Genomic DNA, 20,845 nt, shown 5'->3' on the forward strand with positions numbered 1-20,845 from the left:
GAGGGTATGGCTCAAGTCTGGAAGCCGACTTAACATCAATCCAACGAATCTTTCTGATGCGATCCATTCACCGAGCTGATGCCATGAACTACCCCAGCATAGAGACCGATCTGCTGCGCACCTTTGTCGCCATCGCCGATCAGGGCGGCTTCACCCGCGCGGCCGAGGTGGTCAACCGCACCCAGTCGGCGGTGAGCATGCAGATGCGCAAGCTGGAAGAGGACGTGCTGCAGCGGCGACTGTTCGAGCGTGACGGCCGCCAGGTGCGTCTGACCGCGGAAGGCCAGGTCCTGCTGGGCTTCGCTCGGCGGATCCTCAAGCTGCATGGGGAGGTGATGACCACCCTGCGCGAGCCGCACATGGTGGGGACGGTGCGCATCGGCACCCCTGACGACTACGTCATGAGGTTCATTCCGGGCATCCTCGCGGGCTTCGCCAAGGCCTACCCGCTGGTGCAGGTGGATGTCCACTGCGAGCCCACCGCGGGTCTGCTGCAGCGCCAGGATCTGGATCTGACCATCGTCACCCGCGAACCGGGCAACGAGATCGGTCTGCCGTTGCGGCGGGAACGCTTCGTCTGGGCCGAGGCGCCTGGTTTCGACATCCACCAGCGCGATCCGCTGCCGCTGGCGATGTTCAATACCTCCTGCTTTCTCAGCGAATGGGCCCGGCGCGCCCTGGACAATCGCGACCGTGGCTATCGCCTGGCCTACAGCAGCCCCAGCCTTGCCGCGCTGCTGGGCATCGTCAAGGCAGGCCTGGCGGTCACCGCGCAGCTGGAGAGCCTGCTGCCGAGCGAACTGCGCCGGCTGGGAGAAGCCGACGGCATGCCCGACCTGCCCTCCTGTTCCATCGAACTGCTGCGCAATCCACGCAGCGCCTCGCCGATCATCGACACCCTCGCCGAGCATATCGCCGAGAGCTTTCGGCAGTAGTCAGCGCAGCGCCAGCAGCACCGCGCAAAGCAGCAGAAAACCGCAGAACAGCAGGCGCAGCAGCCGTTCGGGCAGCTGGTGGGCCAGCTTCACGCCCCAGCTCACGCTGAGCAGGCCGCCGATGGCAAGGGGAATGCCGACGCTCCAATCCACTTCGCCATGCCAGGCATAGCTGGCCAGGGTGACGCCCGTGGTGGGCAAGGCCATGGCCAGGGACATGCCCTGGGCCGCGACCTGGGTCAGTCCCATCACGCCCGCCAGGATGGGCGTGGCGATCACCGCCCCGCCGACGCCGAACAGCCCGCCGACCAGTCCCGCCACCAGCCCCAGCACGCCAAGGCCGAGACGGCTCGGCGTGGTCAGCGGTGGCTGGCCACGGCGATAGAGCTGCCAGAGGTTGTAGAGCACAAGGAGCAGCAGGAAGCCGACGAAGCCGTGGCGCATCGAGCGGGCATCCAGCGACACCGCCAGTGCCGTGCCCACCAAAGCCGAGACCATGCCGGCAGCCGCGAGCAAGGCGGCGCGCTGCCAGTCGATGCGGTTGCGCTGATTGTACTTGTAGACCGACAGCAGCACGTTGGGCACCACCATCACCAGGGCGGTGCCCTGGGCCAGTTGCTGGTCGAGGCCGAACAGCAGCGCCAACACCGGAATGGCGATGAGGCCACCGCCGATGCCGAACAGCCCACCCACCACGCCCAGCACCGCCCCAAGGACGACATCGATCAACAAGGTAAACAGCGATTCCACGGCAATTCTATCCAGCGGCAAAGGGATTTGGAGAGACCGGCCAGACCGGCCCGCGACGAAAGCCCAGACAGCAAAAAGCCCGGCAAGCCGGGCTTTCTGATCGAGACGCCTGGTTTAGACCTTGGCGCGCGACTTGTACTCGTTGGTACGGGTGTCGATCTCGATGTGGTCACCGATATCGCAGAACTCGGAGACCTTCAGCTCGTAGCCGTTGTTCAGGCGAGCGGTCTTCATGACCTTGCCCGAGGTGTCGCCGCGAACGGCCGGCTCGGTGTAGGCGATCTGGCGCACGATGGTGGTGGGCAATTCGATGGAGATGACGCGGTCGTTGTAGAACACCGCTTCGCAGACGTCGGTCATGCCGTCTTCGATGAAGGCGATGGCTTCGCCCAGGTCGTCCTTCTCCACTTCGTACTGGTTGTAGTCGGCGTCGACGAAGACGTACAGGGGATCGGCGAAGTAGGAATAGGTTACTTCCTTGCGATCCAGAATCACCGGCTCGAGCTTGTCATCGGCGCGGAAGACGGTCTCGGTCGCGCTGCCGGAGAGCAGGCTCTTCAGCTTCATCTTGACCACTGCAGCGTTACGGCCGGACTTGTTGTATTCAGCTTTCTGGATGACCCAGGGAGCGTTGTCGATCATGGCCACTTGGCCGGCACGGAACTCTTGTGCGGTTTTCATGCGGTTATCCGTATGGATGGAAGAACGGGATTTCGAGGCGCCATATGATAGCCAATCTGTATGGAAATGCACCAGGCTGGCGGCAAGATCGCTGTGAGAAGCCATCCGATCGCTCCAGTCACGCGCCAGCAGACGCCAGTTTTCGACCTGTGCGTCCAGCGCCGACCAGGCCGCAGCCAGGTCGCCACGACCGTTCCAGGCCAGCCACAGGGCACTGACCGCGGCGCCCAGTTCAGGGGTGCCGGACGCCACATAGCGCGCCAGGAAGGCCTCGAGCTTGACGAAGTGGGCGTCCTCTTCCTGCGGATAGATGTGCCAGACGAAGGGATGCGCGGCCCATTGCGCGCGGACGAAGGAGTCCTCGCCGCGGATGGCATTGAAGTCGCAGCACCACAGCAGGCGGTCGTATTGCTGCTGGGAGACGAAGGGCAGCACCTGCACCCGCAGGGCGCCACGGCCGTGGCTGTCGCCGGCCTTGAGCCAGTCGACGCCCAGCCAGGCGGCGACGTTGGCCAGTACCCGCCCCTCCGGCACCAGCAGGCAGGTCGGCCGGTTAGCGGCGCTCAGGGCGTCGAGCCAGTCGATCAGCGCCGGATTCTCGTAGGCGAACAGCGAGAACAGGCGCTCGCCCGGCTGCCGGCGGACGCCCAACCCGGCGAGAAAGTCGTCCCGCGTCGCGGCCGCCTGCTGGACGCCGTCCCGCTGCTCGAGCAGGTCACGCTCGCGCAGCAGACCACCGACCTTGGCGGTAAAGCCGGGAAAGAAGAAGTACTTGTTCAGGCCGGTGGGCTGCAGCGACGGCAGAGCATGACAGCCTTCGATCCACTCCTCGGCGCTCAGGTATTCCAGATTGAGCCAGAGCGGTCGCTCGGCGCGCCCCGCCATGGCGGTGATGAAGCCTTCCGGCAACTGGCAGGCGAAGGCCTCGACCACCACGTCGCCCGGCTCGGCCGGCGTCCAGTCGGCACGCCAGAGGCGTACCTCGACCCCGCGATGCCATTGCTGCTCGGCCGTGCCATCGACCCCCGGCTGGATCCGCGCCAGGGGATAGAGGTCGTCGATCCAGAGGCGGACCTGCTGTCCATGCTCGGCGACCAGCTGATGGGCCAGACGCCAGGTGATACCCGCGTCCCCATAGTTGTCCACCACTGTGCAGAAGATGTCCCAGGCTGCCATGCCATACCTCTAAGTCATTGATATCGAATCGTGTTTCGCTTCAGCCAGCGGGTAATGCGCGGCGGATTCCAGTGAACCCAGTCACACCGCGACCCCAGGCGGGTCGGTAGTATCCGCGCTTTTTCGGACGGATTCTCCATGTCGTTGCGCCCTGCCCTGCTGTTCTGCCTGAGCCTGGCTTCCCTGAGCGCCCTGGCGACACCCCAGCCACCCCGCACCTTCAGCGAAGCCAAGGTGGTCGCGACCAAGGTCTATGCCAAGCAGGGCGTGGACTTCTATTGCGGCTGCCACTACAGCGGCAAGACCGTGGATCTGAAGAGCTGCGGCTACGTCCCGCGCAAGAGCGCCCAGCGCGCCAGCCGCATCGAGTGGGAGCACATCGTGCCGGCGTGGGTGATCGGTCACCAGCGCCAGTGCTGGCAGAAAGGCGGTCGCAAGAACTGCACGGCCAGCGACCCGGTGTACCAGAAGGCCGAAGCCGATCTCTTCAACCTGGTGCCGGTGGTCGGCGAGGTCAATGGCGATCGCAGCAACTTCGCCTTTGGCTGGCTGCCGCAAAAACCCAGCCAGTACGGCGCTTGCCAGATGGTGGTGGACTTCAAGGCCAAGACCGCCATGCCGCGTCCGGAGATCCGCGGCATGGTCGCCCGCACCTATTTCTACATGAGCGACCGCTATGGCCTGCGGCTGTCCAAGCAGGACAGCCAGCTCTACACCGCCTGGACCAAGCAGTACCCGCCCGAGGCCTGGGAGCGCCAGCGCAATCAGCGCCTGGCCTGCATCATGGGCCATGGCAATCCCTACGTGGGCCAGACCAAGGCCTGCAAGTAGCGCGACTCAGGCAGCGGTTGGAATACCGCTGTGGAATCTCAGCTCGCCATCGCTGGAGGTGATCAGCTCCACTTCCAGGGCGCGGACCTCGGCGATCTTGGCGTCGACGTCGTCGCGCTCGCCATAGAGGTAGGCGAGCTTGAGATAGTCCTGGAAATGCCGGGCTTCGGAGGCCAGCAGGCCGCTGTAGAACTTGCCCAGCTCCGCGTCCAGATGGGGCGCCACCGCACCGAATCGCTCGCAGGAGCGGCATTCGATGAAGGCACCGATCACCAGGCTGTCGGTCAGCTTCAGCGGCTCATGGTTGCGGCAGAGCTTGCGCAGGGCGCCGGCATAGCGTGCCGAGCTGACGTTGCGATGCTCGATGCCGCGGCGCTTCATGATCTGCAGCACCTGTTCGAAGTGGCGCAACTCTTCGCGGGCGATGCGCGACATCTTCCAGGACAGTTCGGCGCGATTGGAATAGGTGAACAGGTAGTGAAAGGCGGCGCCGGCGGCCTTCTTCTCGTTGTTGGCGTGGTCCTGCAGCAGCGTCGGCAGATCCTGCAGCGCGGCCTCGACCCAGGCATCCGGCGTACGGCAACCGAGGAATTCGTTCATCTCGGGCAAGGACATCAGCGTAATCCCGTGCAAAAGCCGCGCATTATAGAGAAAGGCGCGCGCCTGGGCAGCGCCGCTCGCCTGCTGACGCTCAGACGCGGCTGTCGACCCCTTCGAGCAGGAAGCGCGGGGCGATGTAACGGTCGTAGTGGGCTTCGGAGAGCAGGAAGAATTCCCGGTCGATGGCGTCGCGCAACTCGGCCAGCGGGCGCTCGCGAAATTCCGGCAGGAGGCGCACCCCATAGGCGTCCAGCTGCTGGATATGGCGCGCACCCCGGGCCAGCAACTGATAGGCCCAGCAATACTCGGACTGATCCGGCCGGAAGCGGATGCTGCGCTGCTGCAACTGCTGGCGCAACAGCCCCGCATCGAAGACATCGACCTTGGCCGACACCACCTGCACCAGCAGCAGCTCCAGGCGCGCCCAGACGGCGCGACGCTCCTCTTCGCCGTAGAGATTCCAGTTCACCACCTCGTGGTGGAATCTCTTGCAACCACGGCAGACGTGGTCGCCGAACATCGTCGAGCACAGGCCGACGCAGGGCGTCTTGATGACAGGAGCGGGCATGGGCGGCAAGCCTTGGAGCAAAACGCCTAGTCTAGCCGGAAACGGCAACGACCGGCGCGGGTGGCCCGCGCCGGTCGTGCAGAACCTCAGGTCAAATCACACCGCGGCGACGCCGCGGCTCGGCAGCGGGCTGGCGCTGCGCCGGCTCAGGGCATAGAAGAACAGCCCGCCGAGGAAGCAGCCGGTGAACCAGGCGAAGTTGGCGATCGGCTTGAACCAGGGCACGAAGGTGAAGCACAACCCGATCAGGGCCGCGGCCACCAGCGCCTGGACCGCGACCCAGTTGACGCCACCGCTGTACCAGTAGGCGCCCTGCGGGGAATCGTCGAACAGGGCATCGACGTCGATGCGGCCCTTGCGCAGCAGGTAGTAGTCCACCAGCAGGATGCCGAACAGCGGGCCGATGCAGGCGGCCAGGACATCCAGGGTGTAGTGGATCACCTCGGGGTTGTTGAACAGGTTCCAGGGGGTGATGAAGATCGAGGCCACGGCCGCGATCATGCCGCCGGCGCGCCAGCTGATCTTGCTCGGCGCCACGTTGGCGAAGTCGAAGGCCGGCGAGACGAAGTTGGCGACGATGTTGATACCGATGGTGGCGGTCACGAAGGTGAAAGCGCCCAGCAGCACCGCGGTGGTGTTGTCGATACGGGCCACGGTGGCGATGGGGTCGTGGATCATCTCGCCGAACACCGGCAGGGTGCCGGAGACGATCACCACGGTGACCAGGGAGAAGGCCAGGAAGTTGATCGGCAGGCCCCAGAAATTGCCGCGCCGGACATCCTGCATGGAGCGGCAGTAGCGACTGAAGTCACCGAAATTCAGCGTGGGCCCGGAGAAATAGGACACCACCAGGGCGATGGCGACGATCACCTGGCCAAAGGCCGCCCAGCCGGTCAGCTGCTTTTCCGCCAGGGTGAAGCTGATGTTGCTCCAGCCGGCGCGCCAGACGATCCAGGCGGCGAGCAGGAACATCACCGCATAGACGGCAGGGCCGGCCCAGTCGATGAAGCGGCGGATCGACTCCATGCCCGCCCAGAAGACGCAGGCCTGCAGGAACCAGAGGGTGAGGAAGCCGCCCCAGCCCAAGTAGGAAAGGCCCAGGAAGCTGCTGTCGCCATAGACCGCCAGCGCGGGAAAGAAGCGCAGCACCACGATGACCAGGGCGCTGGAGGCCAGGTAGGTCTGGATGCCGTACCAGGCGACCGCGATCAGGCCACGGATCACCGCCGGAATGTTCGCGCCGAAGACGCCGAAGGCCAGCCGGCAGATAACCGGATAGGGGACGCCGGCCTGCTGGCTGGGCCGGGCGACCAGGTTGGCGACCACCTGCACGATGCAGATCCCCACCAGCAGCGCGATCAGCACCTGCCAGCTGGCCAGCCCCAGGGCGAACAGGCTGGCGGCGAAGACATAGCCACCGACGCTGTGCACGTCGCTCATCCAGAAGGCAAAGATGTTGTACCAGCTCCATTTCTGCTCGACCGGGCCGAGGTCTTCGTTGTACAGGCGCGGGCTGTAGCCCGGGGGAATCTGCTGGTTCATGAATCGCCTCCTCCGTGGTAGCGGGCACCTGCATACGGCGCTCGCCTTGTTTTGTATACAATCCACCAGGCAGAGAACGTGCCAGCTACCGAAAAATGTCCTTAACCTCCTGGCTCGATAGAGAATTTTGAGGAAAAGAGGCTCTAACCCAGGCCTGCAGGCGTTACCGCAGATGCACTTCTCTGGGGCGTTTGGTGGCAGAGAGGCGCTACCATGGCGCACGGGGCGGAACGCATTCGCCCATCGTCGTCGCCCGAGACTTTGTATACAATTCAGGCAAATCGCCGGAGTCAGCCCATGAGTGCAGTACCCTCGCCGCTCGCCGTTGCCGCCTCGCCCCGGGACGAACGGATCTACCAGGACATTCTCGAAGCCATCGTCGAGCATCGCCTGACCCCGGGCACCCGGCTGCCGGAAGACACCCTGGCGGAAACCTTCGGCATCAGCCGCACCGGCATTCGCAAGGTGCTGCAGCGGCTGGCCCTGGAGCGGCTGGTGACCCTGCGCGCCAATCGCGGCGCCCAGGTCGCCCAGCCCAGCGCCAAGGAGGCCCAGGACATCCTCGCCGCGCGCCAACTGATCGAACCGGCGCTGATGCCGCTGGTGGCCGCCCGCGTCGACAGCGCCCAGCTCGCGCCCCTACGGCAACTGTGCCTCGAAGAGCACGAAGCGCAGCATGGCGGCCGCCACAGCCTGGCGATCCAGCTGTCCGCGCGCTTTCACGTCGAACTCGCCGCCCTGGCCGACAACCAGGTGCTGACCGAACAGGTGGCCCAACTGGCCAGTCGCTCTTCGCTGCTGATCGCCATCTATGGCTCGCGGCACAGCCTGGGCTGCGATTGCGGTCAGCACGAAGACCTGCTGGACCTGCTCGCCCGCGGCGACGGCACGGCCGCCAGCGAGTGGATGGCGCAGCACCTGCGCCTCATCCGCGAATCCCTCCGGATCGACCGGCCCACGGCCGCCGAGCCCGATTTCCGCAGCATCTTCAAACGCAGCTGAGGCTCCCATGCAGATTCAGGTCATCAATCCCAACACCAGCGCCAGCATGACCGCCAAGATCGGTCGCGCGGCCCAGGCCATTGCCCGACCGGGCACCACCATTCTCGCCAGCAATCCGGACGCCGGTCCGGTGTCCATCGAAAGTCACTACGACGAGGCCGTGGCCGCGGTCGGGGTGATCGAAGAGATGCGCAAGGGCGTCGAGGCAGGCTGCGCGGCCCACGTCATCGCCTGCTTTGGCGATCCGGGCCTGCTGGCCGCGCGGGAAATGGCCCAGGGGCCGGTACTGGGCATCGCCGAGGCCGGCTTTCACCTGGCCAGCCTGCTGGCCACCCGCTTCGCGGTGGTGACCACCCTCACCCGCACGCGCATCATCGCCGAGCACCTGCTGCAGCGTTACGGCTTCGCCGAGCTGTGCACCTCGGTGCGCTGCATCGACCTGCCGGTGCTGGCCCTGGAAGCCGCCGACGACAGCCTGATCGAACTGATCGCCGCCGAGGGCCGCCGCGCCCGTGACGAGGAAGGCGCCGGCGCCATCGTGCTCGGCTGTGGCGGCATGGCCGATCTGCGCGAGGCCCTGAGCGAAGCCATCGGCATTCCGGTGATCGAAGGCGTCAGCGCCGCGGTCAAGCTGGCCGAATCCCTGGTCGACCTGGGCCTGGGCACCAGCAAGCACGGTGACCTGGCCTACCCCATCGCCAAACCCTTCAGCGGGCGCTTCGCGCACCTGGGCCGGTAGCAGCCTGCGGCCAAGGTCTAATCAGCCGACGCAGCGATGCGACAACGCGGCGCTTAACTTCGCTCGAGGCTTGGCGTAGAATTAGGCAGCCTTATAGGCGCAATGTCCGATACGAAGCTGTTTTCAAAGCGTCACGAGCAAAGTATCCGGCGATCCGGCAGCGGCGGCCTCATCAACCGCCCTGCTGCCGATCAGCTTTTCAGCAGCCGGCGTAAAACTTTGAAAACAGCTTCCAGCGGAATGCGTCCGGCGCGACGGCGGTCCTGCCCGCAGCCTCCCCCGTCTTACCCTGCCGAATGCATTTCGGGGCGCCAGCCCCCGGACGCAATATTGGACCACTGATGAGGGTCAACCTGTGCTTGAAGCCTATCGTAAACACGTAGAAGAGCGTGCCGCCCAGGGCATCGTGCCCCAGCCGCTGAACGCCGAGCAAACGGCCGGTCTGGTCGAACTGCTGAAGAATCCCCCGGCCGGCGAAGAAGAATTCCTCGTCGACCTCGTTACCAACCGCGTGCCGCCGGGCGTCGACGAAGCCGCCTACGTCAAGGCCGGTTTCCTCTCCGCCATCGCCAAGGGCGAAGCCCAGTCCCCGCTGATCTCCAAGCAGCGCGCCACCGAGCTGCTGGGCACCATGCAGGGCGGCTACAACATCGCCACCCTGGTCGAGCTGCTGGACGACGCCGAACTGGGCGCTGTGGCCGCCGAACAACTCAAGCACACTCTGCTGATGTTCGACGCCTTCCACGACGTGGCCGAGAAGGCCAAGGCGGGCAATGCCCACGCCAAGGCCGTCATGCAGTCCTGGGCCGAGGGCGAGTGGTACAAGAAGCGTCCGGAAATTGCCGAGAAGTACACCCTGACCGTGTTCAAGGTGCCGGGCGAAACCAACACCGACGACCTCTCTCCTGCGCCTGACGCCTGGTCGCGTCCGGACATCCCGCTGCACGCCCTGGCCATGCTGAAGATGGCTCGCGACGGCATCGTGCCCGAGCAGCAAGGCAGCATCGGTCCGCTGAAGCAGATCGAGGAAGTGCGTGCCAAGGGCTTCCCGGTCGCCTATGTAGGTGATGTGGTCGGTACCGGTTCGTCCCGTAAGTCCGCCACCAACTCGGTGCTGTGGTTCTTTGGCGACGACATCCCCTACGTGCCCAACAAGCGCGCCGGTGGTTTCTGCTTCGGCTCCAAGATCGCCCCGATCTTCTACAACACCATGGAAGACGCCGGCGCCCTGCCGATCGAATTCGACGTGTCGGAGCTGGAAATGGGCGACGTCATCGACGTCTATCCCAAGGCCGGCAAGGTCACCCGCCACGGCAGTGACGAGGTGCTCGCCACCTTCGAACTCAAGACCCCCGTGCTGCTGGACGAAGTCCGCGCCGGCGGCCGTATCCCGCTGATCGTCGGCCGCGGCCTGACCGAGAAGGCGCGTGCCGAACTGGGCATGGGTCCGACCGACCTGTTCAACAAGCCGGACCAGCCGGCCGAGAGCAGCAAGGGCTACACCCTGGCGCAGAAGATGGTCGGCAAGGCCTGCGGCGTCGAGGGCGTGCGCCCCGGCACCTACTGCGAACCGAAGATGACCACCGTCGGTTCCCAGGACACCACTGGCCCGATGACCCGCGACGAGCTGAAGGACCTGGCCTGCCTGGGCTTCTCGGCTGACCTGGTGATGCAGTCCTTCTGCCACACCGCGGCCTATCCCAAGCCCATCGACGTCAAGACCCACCACACCCTGCCGGATTTCATCCGCACCCGTGGCGGCGTCTCCCTGCGTCCGGGCGACGGCATCATCCACAGCTGGCTGAACCGCATGCTGCTGCCCGACACCGTCGGCACCGGTGGCGATTCCCACACCCGCTTCCCGATCGGCATCTCCTTCCCGGCCGGTTCCGGCCTGGTGGCCTTCGCCGCGGCCACCGGCGTCATGCCGCTGGACATGCCGGAGTCGGTCCTGGTGCGCTTCAAGGGCAAGATGCAGCCCGGGATCACCCTGCGTGACCTGGTGCATGCCATCCCCTACTACGCCATCCAGAAGGGCCTGCTGACCGTCGAGAAGAAGGGCAAGAAGAACATCTTCTCCGGCCGCATCCTCGAGATCGAAGGCCTGGAAGACCTGACCGTGGAGCAGGCGTTCGAGCTGTCCGATGCCTCCGCCGAGCGTTCCGCCGCCGGTTGCACCATCAAGCTGTCGCCCGAGTCGATCACCGAGTATCTGCAGTCCAACATCACCCTGCTGCGCTGGATGATCGAGGAAGGCTACGGTGACCCGCGCACCCTGGAGCGCCGCGCGCGCGCCATGGAAGCCTGGATCGCCAACCCGGAACTGCTCGCCGCCGATGCCGACGCCGAATACAGCGAAGTCATCGAGATCGACCTGTCCGAGGTCAACGAGCCGGTACTGTGCGCCCCGAACGATCCGGACGACGCCCGCCTGCTGTCCCAGGTGGCCGGCGACAAGATCGACGAGGTGTTCATCGGTTCCTGCATGACCAACATCGGCCACTTCCGTGCCGCCGGCAAGCTGCTGGACAAGGTCAAGGGTTCGATCCCGACCCGTCTGTGGCTGTCGCCGCCGACCAAGATGGACCAGCACCAGCTGACCGAGGAAGGCTACTACGGCATCTACGGCAAGGCCGGTGCGCGCATGGAAATGCCGGGCTGCTCGCTGTGCATGGGCAACCAGGCCCGCGTGGCCGCCAACGCCACCGTGGTCTCCACCTCCACCCGCAACTTCCCCAACCGCCTGGGCGACGGCGCCAACGTCTACCTGGCGTCGGCGGAGCTGGCAGCGGTGGCCTCGATCCTGGGCAAGCTGCCCACCGTCGAGGAGTACATGGAATACGCGAAGAGCATCGACAGCATGGCTGCGGACGTCTACCGCTACCTGAGCTTCGATCAGATCGCCGAATTCCGTGAAAGCGCGGAAAAGGCCCGTATCGCCGCCGTCGAAGTCTGACGCTAGCGTTCGGTACTGAAAAACCGCCCCTCGGGGCGGTTTTTTTATGGGGGTTTCGCCGTAGGGTGGACAACGCGAAGCTTGTCCACGTAGCCGCCGGGAGAGGCCTTGATGGCTGCCGGTGGAAAAGGCTGCGCCGTTTTCCACGCTACGCGGGCAGCGGCATAGGCGCTGGTCTTAAGCGCCTGTTAACCCGGGTGCCGTTACCTTCGGCGCTCCAGCACGCCTCGGATACCTGCCATGAAACGTCTTGCGGTCATCACCCTGTCATTTTTCCTGCTTGCCCTCAGCCAGGCGAGTCTGGCGGCGGGTTGCATCAAGGGTGCCGTGGTCGGCGGGGTGGCCGGGCATGTCGCCGGTCACCATGCCATTGCCGGTGCGGTGGCCGGGTGCGTCATCGGCCACCACCTGGCGGCCAAGGCCAAGGAAGAGTCGCCGCATACTCATGGCTGAACGGCCGTCCGCCACCCACTACCGATTGCTGGGAGATCATCACTATGCCGCGCGCTCTGCTCGCCCTGCTGGTGTCTCTGGGTCTCTGGAGTGCCGCTGCCCTGGCCGCGGAGCCGATCGCTACCCGCTCCCTGGCGGCGGCCTATGGCGGGCGCCTGAAGATCGGCGCCGCCATCGAACCCGATCAGCTCGCGGGTCCCGACGGGGCGCTGCTGGCGCAGCAATTCGGCAGCCTGGTGGCCGAGAACGCCATGAAGCCTATGCGCATCCATCCGCAGGAAGACCGCTACGACTTCGGGCCGGCCGATGCCATCGTCGCCTTCGCCGAGCAGCACGGCGTGGCGGTGCGCGGCCATACCCTGCTCTGGGGCAGCCACACCCCGGACTGGTTCTGGCAGGGTGCCGATGGGCAGCCGGCCACCCGAGAGCAGGTGCTGCAGCGCCTGCGAGCGCATATCGCCACGGTGGTCGGCCACTACCGCGGGCGAGTCTATGCCTGGGACGTGGTCAACGAGGCCATAGACCCCAATCAGCGCAGTTGCCTGCGTGACGATCGCTGGCTGCAGGTGGTCGGTCCGGACTATCTGGCCGAGGCCTTTCGCGCCGCCCATGCCGCCGATCCCCAGGCGCGCCTGTTCATCAACGAATTCAACACCCACGAGCCCGCCAAGCGCGACTGCCTGGCGCGGGTGGTCAAGGGCCTGCTGGCCGAGGGCGTGCCGGTGCAGGGCATCGGCCACCAGACCCATATCAGCATCTACTGGCCGTCCCTGGCGGCCATCGATCAGTCGCTCACCACCTTCGCCAAGCTGGGGATGGAAAACCAGATCACCGAGCTGGACATGAGTCTCTATCAGCACCACGACTACCACCCCGTACTCGGTCTGCCGCAGCGGCTGGACCTTCAGGCCGAACGCTATCGCGACTTCATGGCCATGGTCCTGAGGCACCCCGAGGTGAGCGCCGTGACCTGGTGGGGCGTGGCCGACGACCACAGCTATCTGAACAACCCGCCCGGCGTACCGGGAGACGACCAGCCGCTGCTGTTCGACCGCCACCAACGGCCGAAACCAGCCTACTGGGCCGTCCTGCATCAGGCGCCCCATCCGTAGCCTGTCGTTTAGCAGGCTCTGGCGTGCGGCTCTTCCACGGAAGATTTGCACAAGGCGGCGAACCCCCGCAGCCCCGCCAGGTCAATTGTTACAGGACATTACTTCGCACCCACGAGAGGTCGCCACCATGAAGCTCCTGCCTACCCTTGCCCTGTCTGCTCTGCTGCTCGGCGCCAGCCAAGTTACCTTCGCCGCCGGTTGCGTCAAGGGCGCCGTGGTCGGCGGCGCCGCGGGTCATGTCGCCGGTGGTCACGGCGTCGCCGGTGCCGCCGCGGGCTGCGCCATCGGTCACCACGAGGCCAACAAGAAGGCCAAGGAAGAACAGCAGGCCGCGCCCAAGCAATAGTCGCAACGCCCCGCCAGCACTGGCGGGCGGGGCCGATTTAACGCTTTCTTTACGCCCCGCCACCGCTCCCCGCCTCGCTTCTTTACACCCCTCCTCCCGACAATTTCTCCACGCGGCAACGGCCGTCTCTGGAGAACTCGCGATGACCCCCTGGAATCTTCTGGCCCTGCTCCTGGCACTGGGTCTGTTCGTCTATCTGCTGGCGGCGCTGTTGCGCGCCGGCCGGTCCTAGGGAGGCGGCATGGACAGCCAAGCCGCGTTCCTGATCCTGGCCTTCCTGGCCCTGACCTTTCTTCCCGCGCCCTTCCTGGGGCGCTACTTCTACCGCGCGCTGGAAGGCGAGCGGACCTGGCTGACCTTTGTCGGCGGGCCCCTGGAGCGCCTGACCCTCAAGGTGGTGGGCACCGATGGCCGTGGCCAGGACTGGCGCGCCTATGCCATTGCCCTGGTGCTGTTCAACCTGCTGGGGATCATCCTGCTGTTCGCCATCCTGCTGCTGCAGGGCGAACTGCCGCTCAATCCGCAGCACCTGCCCGGGCTCGAATGGACCCTGGCGCTGAACACCGCCATCAGCTTCGTCACCAACACCAACTGGCAGGCCTACAGCGGCGAAGCCTCGCTGAGCTACTTCAGCCAGATGGTCGGCCTGGGCGTGCAGAACTTCGTCAGCGCCGCGGTGGGCGTCGCCGTGCTGGCCGCGCTGGCCCGCGGCATCACCCGCCGCAGCGCCCAGGAGATCGGCAATTTCTGGGTCGATCTGTTTCGCGCCACCTTCTATGTGCTGCTGCCGCTGTGCGTGCCCCTGGCGCTGCTGCTGATCTGGCAGGGCGTGCCCCAGACCTTCGCCGCCTATGTGGATGCCACCACCCTGCAGGGCGCCAGCCAAACACTGCCGCTGGGCCCGGCGGCCAGCCAGATCGCGATCAAGCAACTGGGTACCAACGGCGGCGGCTTCTTTGGCGTCAACTCGGCGCACCCCTTCGAGAACCCCACGGCGCTGAGCGATCTGCTGGAGCTGTCGGCCATCCTGATGATTCCGGCCGCGCTGGTGTTCAGCTTTGGCCACTACGTCAAGGATCGGCGGCAGAGCTGGGCGATCTTCGCCGCCATGTTCGGCCTGCTGGTGGTCGGCGGCGCCGTGGCCATCGGCGCCCAGAATCACGCCAACCCGGCGCTGGCCGGCCTGTCGATCACCCAGGGGGCGTCTCTAGAGGGTCTGGAAACCCGCTTCGGCGGTACCGCCTCGGCGCTCTGGGCCACGGTGACCACGGCGGCATCGAACGGCTCGGTGAACGCCATGCATGACAGCCTGGCCCCCCTGACCGGCCTGATCGCCCTGTTCAACATGATGCTCGGCGAGGTGATCTTTGGCGGCGTCGGCGCCGGCCTCTACGGCATGTTGCTCAATGTGCTGATCGCCGTCTTCATCGCCGGCTTGATGGTGGGTCGTACCCCGGAATACCTCGGCAAGAAGCTGGAAGCCCCCGAGGTACGGCTGCTGGTGGCGACCCTGCTGGTCATGCCGCTGGGCGTACTGGTGCTGGGCGCCATCGCCGCCAGCGTTCCGGCCGGAGTGGCCGGGATCGGCGCGACGGGCCCCCATGGCTTCAGCCAGCTGCTCTATGCCTACACCTCGGCCACGGCCAACAATGGCTCGGCCTTTGGCGGCTTCAGCGCCAACACCCCCTTCCACAACCTGATGCTGAGCCTGGCCCTGCTGATCGGTCGCTTCGGCTACATCCTGCCGATCCTGGCCATCGCCGGCAGCCTGGCCGCCAAGCGACCCGTGCCGCTCGGCCCCAACAGCTTTCCCACCCACGGCCCGCTGTTCGTCACCCTGCTGGTGATCACCCTGCTGCTGGTGGGCGGCCTGACTTTCCTGCCGACGCTCGCCCTGGGGCCGATCGCCGACCATCTGCAACTGTTCGGAGTCCGCTGAAATGGATGCCCAGACCCACACCCTGCCCACTCCTACCCCTGGCACCCTGTGGCGCCAGGCGCTGCGGCAGGCCTTCGTCAAGCTCGACCCGCGCCAGCAGATCCGCTCGCCGGTGATGTTCGTGGTCGAGATCACCGCGCTGTTTTCCACCCTGCTGTGCCTGGCGCCGGACAATGGCGTGAGCACCGGGGTGGCGGTGCAGATCACCCTCTGGCTGTGGTTCACCCTGCTGTTCGCCAACTTCGCCGAAGCGCTCGCCGAGGGGCGTGGCAAGGCGCGCGCCGACAGTCTCAAGGGCATCGGCCAGAATCTCGCCGCCCGCCTGGAGGAAAACGGCGAGCACCGGATGGTGCCGGCCAGCTCGCTGCGCAAGGGCCAGATCGTGCGGGTGGAAGCCGGCGAGCTGATCCCCGGTGACGGCGAGATCATCGAAGGCGTGGCCGCGGTCAACGAGGCGGCCATCACCGGGGAATCGGCACCGGTGATCCGCGAATCCGGTGGTGATCGCTCGGCGGTCACCGGCAACACGCGGGTGGTGTCGGACTGGATCCGGGTGCGCATCACCGCCAACCCCGGCGAGTCGACCCTGGACCGCATGATCGCCCTGGTGGAAGGCGCCAAGCGGCAGAAGACCCCCAACGAGGTCGCCCTGGACATCCTGCTGATCGGCCTGACGCTGATCTTCCTGCTGGTGGTGGTGACCCTGCAGCCTTTCGCTGCCCTGGCCGGTGGTGAGTTGCCGCTGCTGTTCCTGGTGGCGCTGCTGGTGACCTTGATCCCCACCACCATCGGCGGCCTGCTCTCGGCTATCGGTATCGCCGGGATGGATCGCCTGGTCCGACTGAACGTGATCGCCACCTCGGGGCGCGCCGTGGAAGCCGCCGGTGACGTCCATACCCTGCTGCTGGACAAGACCGGCACCATCACCTTCGGCAACCGCCGTTGCAGCGCCCTGTACGCCACCCCCGGTATCACGCCCAAGGGCCTGGCCGAGGGCGCCCTCTACGCCTCGCTGGCCGACGAGACCCCGGAAGGCCGCTCGATAGTGGAGTACCTGCGTAACCTGCATCCGCTGGAAGAGCCGCCGCGCGCCCAGGTCACGCCCATTCCCTTCAGCGCCGAGACGCGCCTGTCGGGCATCGACTGGCAGGGCCGCGAGTATCGCAAGGGTGCGGTAGACGCCGTGCTGATGTTTCTCGGCCAGACCCGCGCCGACCTGCCGGAGGTATTGGCCCGGGAGATCGAGACCATCGCCAAAAGTGGCGGCACCCCGCTGCTGGTCTGCGGTGAGGGCCGGCTGCTGGGCGCCATCCACCTCAAGGACGTGGTCAAGCCGGGCATCCGCGAGCGTTTCGCCGAGCTGCGCACCCTGGGCATCCGTACCGTGATGGTGACCGGCGACAACCCTCTGACCGCCACCGCCATCGCCGCCGAGGCCGGGGTGGACGACGTCATCGCCGAAGCCACGCCGGAAAAGAAGCTGGAGCGCATCCGCAGCGAACAGGCCGAGGGCAAGCTGGTAGCCATGTGCGGTGACGGCGCCAACGACGCCCCAGCACTGGCCCAGGCCGATGTCGGCATGGCGATGAACGACGGCACCCAGGCCGCCCGCGAGGCCGCCAACCTGGTGGACCTGGACTCGGACCCCACCAAGCTGCTCGACGTAGTACAGGTGGGCAAGGAACTGCTGGTGACCCGCGGCGCCCTGACCACCTTTTCGGTGGCCAACGACGTGGCCAAGTACTTCGCCATCCTGCCCGCGCTGTTCGCCGGCATCTATCCGCAGCTGAACGTGCTCAACGTAATGCACCTGGCCAGTCCGCAGAGCGCCATCCTGTCGGCCATCGTGTTCAACGCCCTGATCATCGTCGCGCTGATTCCCCTGGCGCTGCGCGGAGTGCGGGTCAAGGCCGCCAGCGCCGCCGCCCTGTTGCGCCGCAACCTGCTGATCTATGGGCTGGGCGGCATCGTCGTGCCCTTCGTCGGCATCAAAGCTATCGACCTGGCGCTCGGCGCCCTGGGTCTGGTCTGAGGAGACCGCCATGCTCATGCAATTGCGTTCCGCCGTGCTGATGCTCCTGTTGCTCAGCGCCCTGACCGGGGGCGCCTACCCCCTGCTGGTGACGGTGCTCGGCCAGGTGCTGTTCGCCGACCAGGCCGGCGGCAGCCTGATCCAGCGCGCCGACGGCAGCGTGGTCGGCTCACGCCTGATCGCGCAGAAATTCAGCGGCCCCGAGTGGTTCCAGCCGCGCCCCTCGGCTGGCGACTACGCCACCGTCTCCAGCAGCGCCAGCAACCTGGCCCAGTCGGCACCGGCGCTGCGCGAGCGGATCGAGAAGGCACTGCCCGAGGTCCAGGTGACCGGCCAGGGCCCGGTGCCCCAGGAGCTGGTGACCACCTCCGCCAGCGGCCTCGACCCGGACCTCACCCCGGCCGGCGCCCGCTATCAGATCGCCCGGGTCGCGGCCGCGCGCGGCCTGGCCCCGGAACGCCTGGAAGCCCTGGTGAACGAACAGACGCGCACCTCGCGCTTCGGTCCGGCAACGGTTAATGTCCTGCTCCTCAACCTGGCCCTGGCAGACCTGAGCAAATGACCGACAGCACCGGGCGCGCCGAAGCGCTGCTCGCCGAACACCGCGAAGGCCGTGGCCGCCTCAAGGTCTTCCTAGGGGCGGCGCCCGGCGTGGGCAAGACCTACGCCATGCTGCAGGCGGCCCAGACCGCACTGCGCCAGGGCCGCCGGGTGCGCGCCGGGATCGTCGAAACTCATGGGCGGCGGGAGACCGCCGCCCTCCTCGCCGGCCTGCCGCAGCAACCGCTGCGGCGGGTCGAGCACCGCGGCCTCAAGCTCAGCGAACTGGATCTGGAAGGCCTGCTGGCCGATCCGCCGGAACTGGTGCTGGTCGACGAACTGGCCCACAGCAACGCCCCCGGCAGTCGCCATGCCAAGCGCTGGCAGGACGTCGAAGACCTGCTCGCCGCCGGCCTCAACGTCTACACCACGGTCAATGTCCAGCACCTGGAAAGCCTCAATGACGAGGTGCGCGACATCACTGGCGTCCAGGTGCGCGAGACGGTACCGGACCAGGTGCTGCTCGATGCCGATGACCTGGTGCTCATCGACCTGCCACCGCGGGAATTGCTGGAGCGCCTGCGCGAGGGCAAGGTCTATGTGCCCGAGCAGGCGCGCGCGGCCATCGATGCCTTTTTCAGCCAGACCAATCTCACCGCCCTGCGCGAGCTGGCCATGCGCACCGCCGCCGCCCAGGTGGATTCGGCGCTCGCTCTGAGATACCGCCAGCAGGGCCAGGCCGCCCCGTCGCTACTGGGTCGCCTGATCGTCGGCGCCGGCACCGCACCTTCGGCGGAGCGCCTGGTGCGCCATGCCAGTCGCCTCGCCGACCAGCGCCACCTGCCCTGGACCCTGGTCCACGTCGACACCGGCCAGCCGCTGGACGACGCCGCCCGCGCCAACCTCCAGGCCAGCCAGCGCCTGGCCGAACGCCTGGGCGGCGAGGTGCTGACCTTGAGAGACAGCGATCCGGCCCGCGCCCTGGTCCGCCATGCCCGCGACCAGCGCGCCAGCGTGCTGCTGATCGGCCGCGGCCGGCCGCGCGGCTTCAGCTTGCGGCGCCGTCTGGCGAGTCGCCTGCTGCGCCTGGCCCAGGGGCTGGAGATCGCCATCCTCGATCTGGATCGCGACGCCCCGCCGGCCGCCCGCCCGCGCCGAGCCATCAAGCCCGGCCCCTATGGCGCCGCCGTCCTGGCGACCGCCGTGGCCGCGGCCATCGCCGAAGGCCTGTCCGGACTGCTGGAACTGCCCAATATCTCGCTGATCTTTCTGGCCGCCGTCCTGCTGGTGGCGGTCCGCAGCAGTCGCGGTCCGGCGCTGTTCTGCGCCCTGCTGGGCTTTCTCGCCTACGATTTCCTGTTCATCCCGCCGGCCTTCTCGCTGACCATCAACCGCGAGCAGGACGTCCTCACCCTGGCCTTCTTCCTGTTGATGGCCCTGCTCACCGGCGACCTGGCCGCCCGTCAGCGGCGCCAGCTGCAGGCGCTGCGCCGGACCCAGCGCGAGACCCTGGCGCTGCTGGACTTCACCCGCCAGCTGAGCGCTGCCAGCGATCGTCAGGCGGTGGCGAGCGTCACCCTCAAGCAATTGGGCGACGCCACTCGCCACGTCTGCCTGCTGTTGCCGGAAAAGGCGGGGCAGCTGGTGAGCCAACCGGGCGATCTGCACCTGGCCGACAACGAACGCATCGCCGCCGAATGGGCCTGGAAGCAGGAAAAGCCGGCGGGTCGCGGCACCGATACCCTGCCCTCCGGCGGCTGGTGGTGGTGGCCGCTGCTCGGCGAGGGCGGCAGCCTGGCCGTGCTGGGCGTACGGCGTGACGACGGCCAGCCGCTGGATCACGCCGAGCGTCGCCAGCTGGCCAGCCTGGCGCAGCCGCTGGCCCAGGCCCTGGCCCGGGTCCGCCTCAGCGAGGATCTCGAGGCCGCGCGCCTGCACGGCGAGACCGAACAGCTGCGCAGCGCCCTGCTCGCCTCGGTGTCCCACGACCTGCGCACACCGCTGACGGTGATGCGCGGCTCCATCGATGCCCTGGCGACCCTGGGTGAAGCCATACCCGCCAGCGATCGCCAGGAGTTGCTGGACGCCACCCGCCAGGAGGCCGAACGCCTAGACCGCTATATCCAGAATCTGCTGGACATGACCCGCCTCGGCCACGGCAGCCTGCAGCTGGCGCGGGACTGGGTCGACCCCGGCGACATCCTCGCCAGTGCCCTGCAACGCCTGCAGCCGCTGCTGACGGGATTGCGGGTAGCCACCCGGATCGAGCCGGGTCTGCCGCTGCTCTGGGTTCATCCGGCGCTGATCGAACAGGCGCTGGTCAATGTACTGGAGAACGCCATCCGCTTCTCCGCACCCGGCGGGCGGCTGGAGATCAGCCTGCTGCGCCAGGGCAATGAGCTGCAGCTGGCCGTGGCCGACGAAGGCCCGGGCATTCCGCCCGAGGATCGCACGCGGATCTTCGACATGTTCTATACCGCGGCGCGCGGCGATCGCGGTGGCCAGGGTACCGGTCTGGGTCTGGCGATCTGCCAGGGCATGGTTGGCGCCCATGGCGGACGGGTCAGCGTGGAAGACGGCCTGGACGGTCGCGGCACCACGATGCGCATGCACCTGCCGCTGCCCGCTCCTCCGGCGGCATAA

18 protein-coding genes and 1 pseudogene are annotated in these 20,845 nt (G+C 66.9%); 13 read left to right on the forward strand and 6 right to left on the reverse strand.

Features of this window, described 5'->3' with window-relative positions; all coding sequences use genetic code 11:
- The first annotated feature begins 83 nt into the window (after window positions 1-83).
- Window positions 84-935: a LysR substrate-binding domain-containing protein gene (locus PSK12I2_RS0118340; RefSeq protein ID WP_027599517.1), complete on the forward strand. Its 852-nt coding sequence runs from the start codon at window positions 84-86 to the stop codon at window positions 933-935.
- Here PSK12I2_RS0118340 and PSK12I2_RS0118345 read toward each other — a convergent pair whose 3' ends face one another.
- The 3 genes and pseudogenes from PSK12I2_RS0118345 to earP all read right to left on the reverse strand — a co-directional run.
- On the reverse strand, window positions 936-1,676 hold the full coding sequence (locus PSK12I2_RS0118345; protein WP_027599518.1) for a sulfite exporter TauE/SafE family protein: 741 nt from the start codon (window positions 1,674-1,676) through the stop codon (window positions 936-938).
- Between the two features lie 123 nt (window positions 1,677-1,799).
- The gene (gene efp / locus PSK12I2_RS25095; protein ID WP_007158497.1) at window positions 1,800-2,366 is read right to left on the reverse strand and encodes an elongation factor P; all 567 of its coding nucleotides are present in this window, start codon (window positions 2,364-2,366) and stop codon (window positions 1,800-1,802) included.
- 48 nt (window positions 2,367-2,414) lie between these two features.
- Window positions 2,415-3,542: pseudogene (earP, locus tag PSK12I2_RS25100) on the reverse strand (elongation factor P maturation arginine rhamnosyltransferase EarP); the annotation flags it as partial.
- A 138-nt stretch (window positions 3,543-3,680) separates the two neighbouring features.
- On the opposite strand from earP, the gene PSK12I2_RS0118355 reads away from it, so the two are divergent.
- Entirely contained in the window at window positions 3,681-4,373 is a 693-nt protein-coding gene (locus tag PSK12I2_RS0118355; protein WP_007158498.1) for an endonuclease, read from the forward strand.
- A 6-nt stretch (window positions 4,374-4,379) separates the two neighbouring features.
- Here the strand turns inward: PSK12I2_RS0118355 and PSK12I2_RS0118360 are convergent, their stop codons facing one another.
- From PSK12I2_RS0118360 to PSK12I2_RS0118370, 3 genes are all read right to left on the reverse strand, one after another.
- Entirely contained in the window at window positions 4,380-4,991 is a 612-nt protein-coding gene (locus tag PSK12I2_RS0118360; RefSeq protein WP_169886934.1) for a tRNA-(ms[2]io[6]A)-hydroxylase, read from the reverse strand.
- A 73-nt stretch (window positions 4,992-5,064) separates the two neighbouring features.
- A complete protein-coding gene (locus PSK12I2_RS0118365) occupies window positions 5,065-5,541 on the reverse strand; it encodes a DUF1289 domain-containing protein (RefSeq protein ID WP_007158500.1) in 477 nt (158 codons plus the stop codon).
- 96 nt (window positions 5,542-5,637) lie between these two features.
- Complete coding sequence (locus tag PSK12I2_RS0118370) at window positions 5,638-7,083, reverse strand: NCS1 family nucleobase:cation symporter-1 (RefSeq protein WP_027599520.1); 1,446 nt, start codon at window positions 7,081-7,083, stop codon at window positions 5,638-5,640.
- 297 nt (window positions 7,084-7,380) lie between these two features.
- Here PSK12I2_RS0118370 and PSK12I2_RS0118375 point away from each other — a divergent pair, with 297 nt between their 5' ends.
- The 11 genes from PSK12I2_RS0118375 to PSK12I2_RS0118425 all read left to right on the forward strand — a co-directional run bounded on the left by PSK12I2_RS0118375 (window position 7,381) and on the right by PSK12I2_RS0118425 (window position 20,845).
- Window positions 7,381-8,085, forward strand: a complete 705-nt coding sequence (locus PSK12I2_RS0118375) for a GntR family transcriptional regulator (protein ID WP_007158502.1) — start codon at window positions 7,381-7,383, stop codon at window positions 8,083-8,085.
- A gap of 7 nt (window positions 8,086-8,092) precedes the next feature.
- Complete coding sequence (locus PSK12I2_RS0118380) at window positions 8,093-8,824, forward strand: aspartate/glutamate racemase family protein (protein ID WP_027599521.1); 732 nt, start codon at window positions 8,093-8,095, stop codon at window positions 8,822-8,824.
- Between the two features lie 355 nt (window positions 8,825-9,179).
- Complete coding sequence (gene acnB / locus PSK12I2_RS0118385) at window positions 9,180-11,780, forward strand: bifunctional aconitate hydratase 2/2-methylisocitrate dehydratase (RefSeq protein ID WP_027599522.1); 2,601 nt, start codon at window positions 9,180-9,182, stop codon at window positions 11,778-11,780.
- Window positions 11,781-12,020: 240 nt separating this feature from the next.
- Window positions 12,021-12,233, forward strand: a complete 213-nt coding sequence (locus PSK12I2_RS0118390) for a hypothetical protein (RefSeq protein ID WP_007158505.1) — start codon at window positions 12,021-12,023, stop codon at window positions 12,231-12,233.
- 44 nt (window positions 12,234-12,277) lie between these two features.
- Window positions 12,278-13,345, forward strand: coding sequence for an endo-1,4-beta-xylanase (locus PSK12I2_RS0118395; RefSeq protein ID WP_027599523.1), 1,068 nt, complete (start codon window positions 12,278-12,280; stop codon window positions 13,343-13,345).
- Between the two features lie 127 nt (window positions 13,346-13,472).
- The gene (locus tag PSK12I2_RS0118400; RefSeq protein ID WP_007158508.1) at window positions 13,473-13,691 is read left to right on the forward strand and encodes a hypothetical protein; all 219 of its coding nucleotides are present in this window, start codon (window positions 13,473-13,475) and stop codon (window positions 13,689-13,691) included.
- 142 nt (window positions 13,692-13,833) lie between these two features.
- Window positions 13,834-13,923, forward strand: a complete 90-nt coding sequence (locus PSK12I2_RS24960; RefSeq protein ID WP_017640468.1) for a potassium-transporting ATPase subunit F — start codon at window positions 13,834-13,836, stop codon at window positions 13,921-13,923.
- A 9-nt stretch (window positions 13,924-13,932) separates the two neighbouring features.
- A complete protein-coding gene (kdpA, locus tag PSK12I2_RS0118410) occupies window positions 13,933-15,630 on the forward strand; it encodes a potassium-transporting ATPase subunit KdpA (RefSeq protein ID WP_027599524.1) in 1,698 nt (565 codons plus the stop codon).
- 1 nt (window position 15,631) lies between these two features.
- Window positions 15,632-17,662, forward strand: a complete 2,031-nt coding sequence (gene kdpB / locus PSK12I2_RS0118415; RefSeq protein ID WP_027599525.1) for a potassium-transporting ATPase subunit KdpB — start codon at window positions 15,632-15,634, stop codon at window positions 17,660-17,662.
- Between the two features lie 10 nt (window positions 17,663-17,672).
- Complete coding sequence (kdpC, locus tag PSK12I2_RS0118420) at window positions 17,673-18,224, forward strand: potassium-transporting ATPase subunit KdpC (RefSeq protein ID WP_027599526.1); 552 nt, start codon at window positions 17,673-17,675, stop codon at window positions 18,222-18,224.
- On the forward strand, window positions 18,221-20,845 hold the full coding sequence (locus tag PSK12I2_RS0118425; protein WP_027599527.1) for a sensor histidine kinase KdpD: 2,625 nt from the start codon (window positions 18,221-18,223) through the stop codon (window positions 20,843-20,845). Before kdpC ends, PSK12I2_RS0118425 begins: the two co-directional genes overlap by 4 nt.

It is taken from the genome of Pseudomonas sp. MOIL14HWK12:I2 (assembly GCF_000510745.1).
Taxonomy (GTDB): Bacteria; Pseudomonadota; Gammaproteobacteria; order Pseudomonadales; family Pseudomonadaceae; genus Chryseomonas; species Chryseomonas oryzihabitans.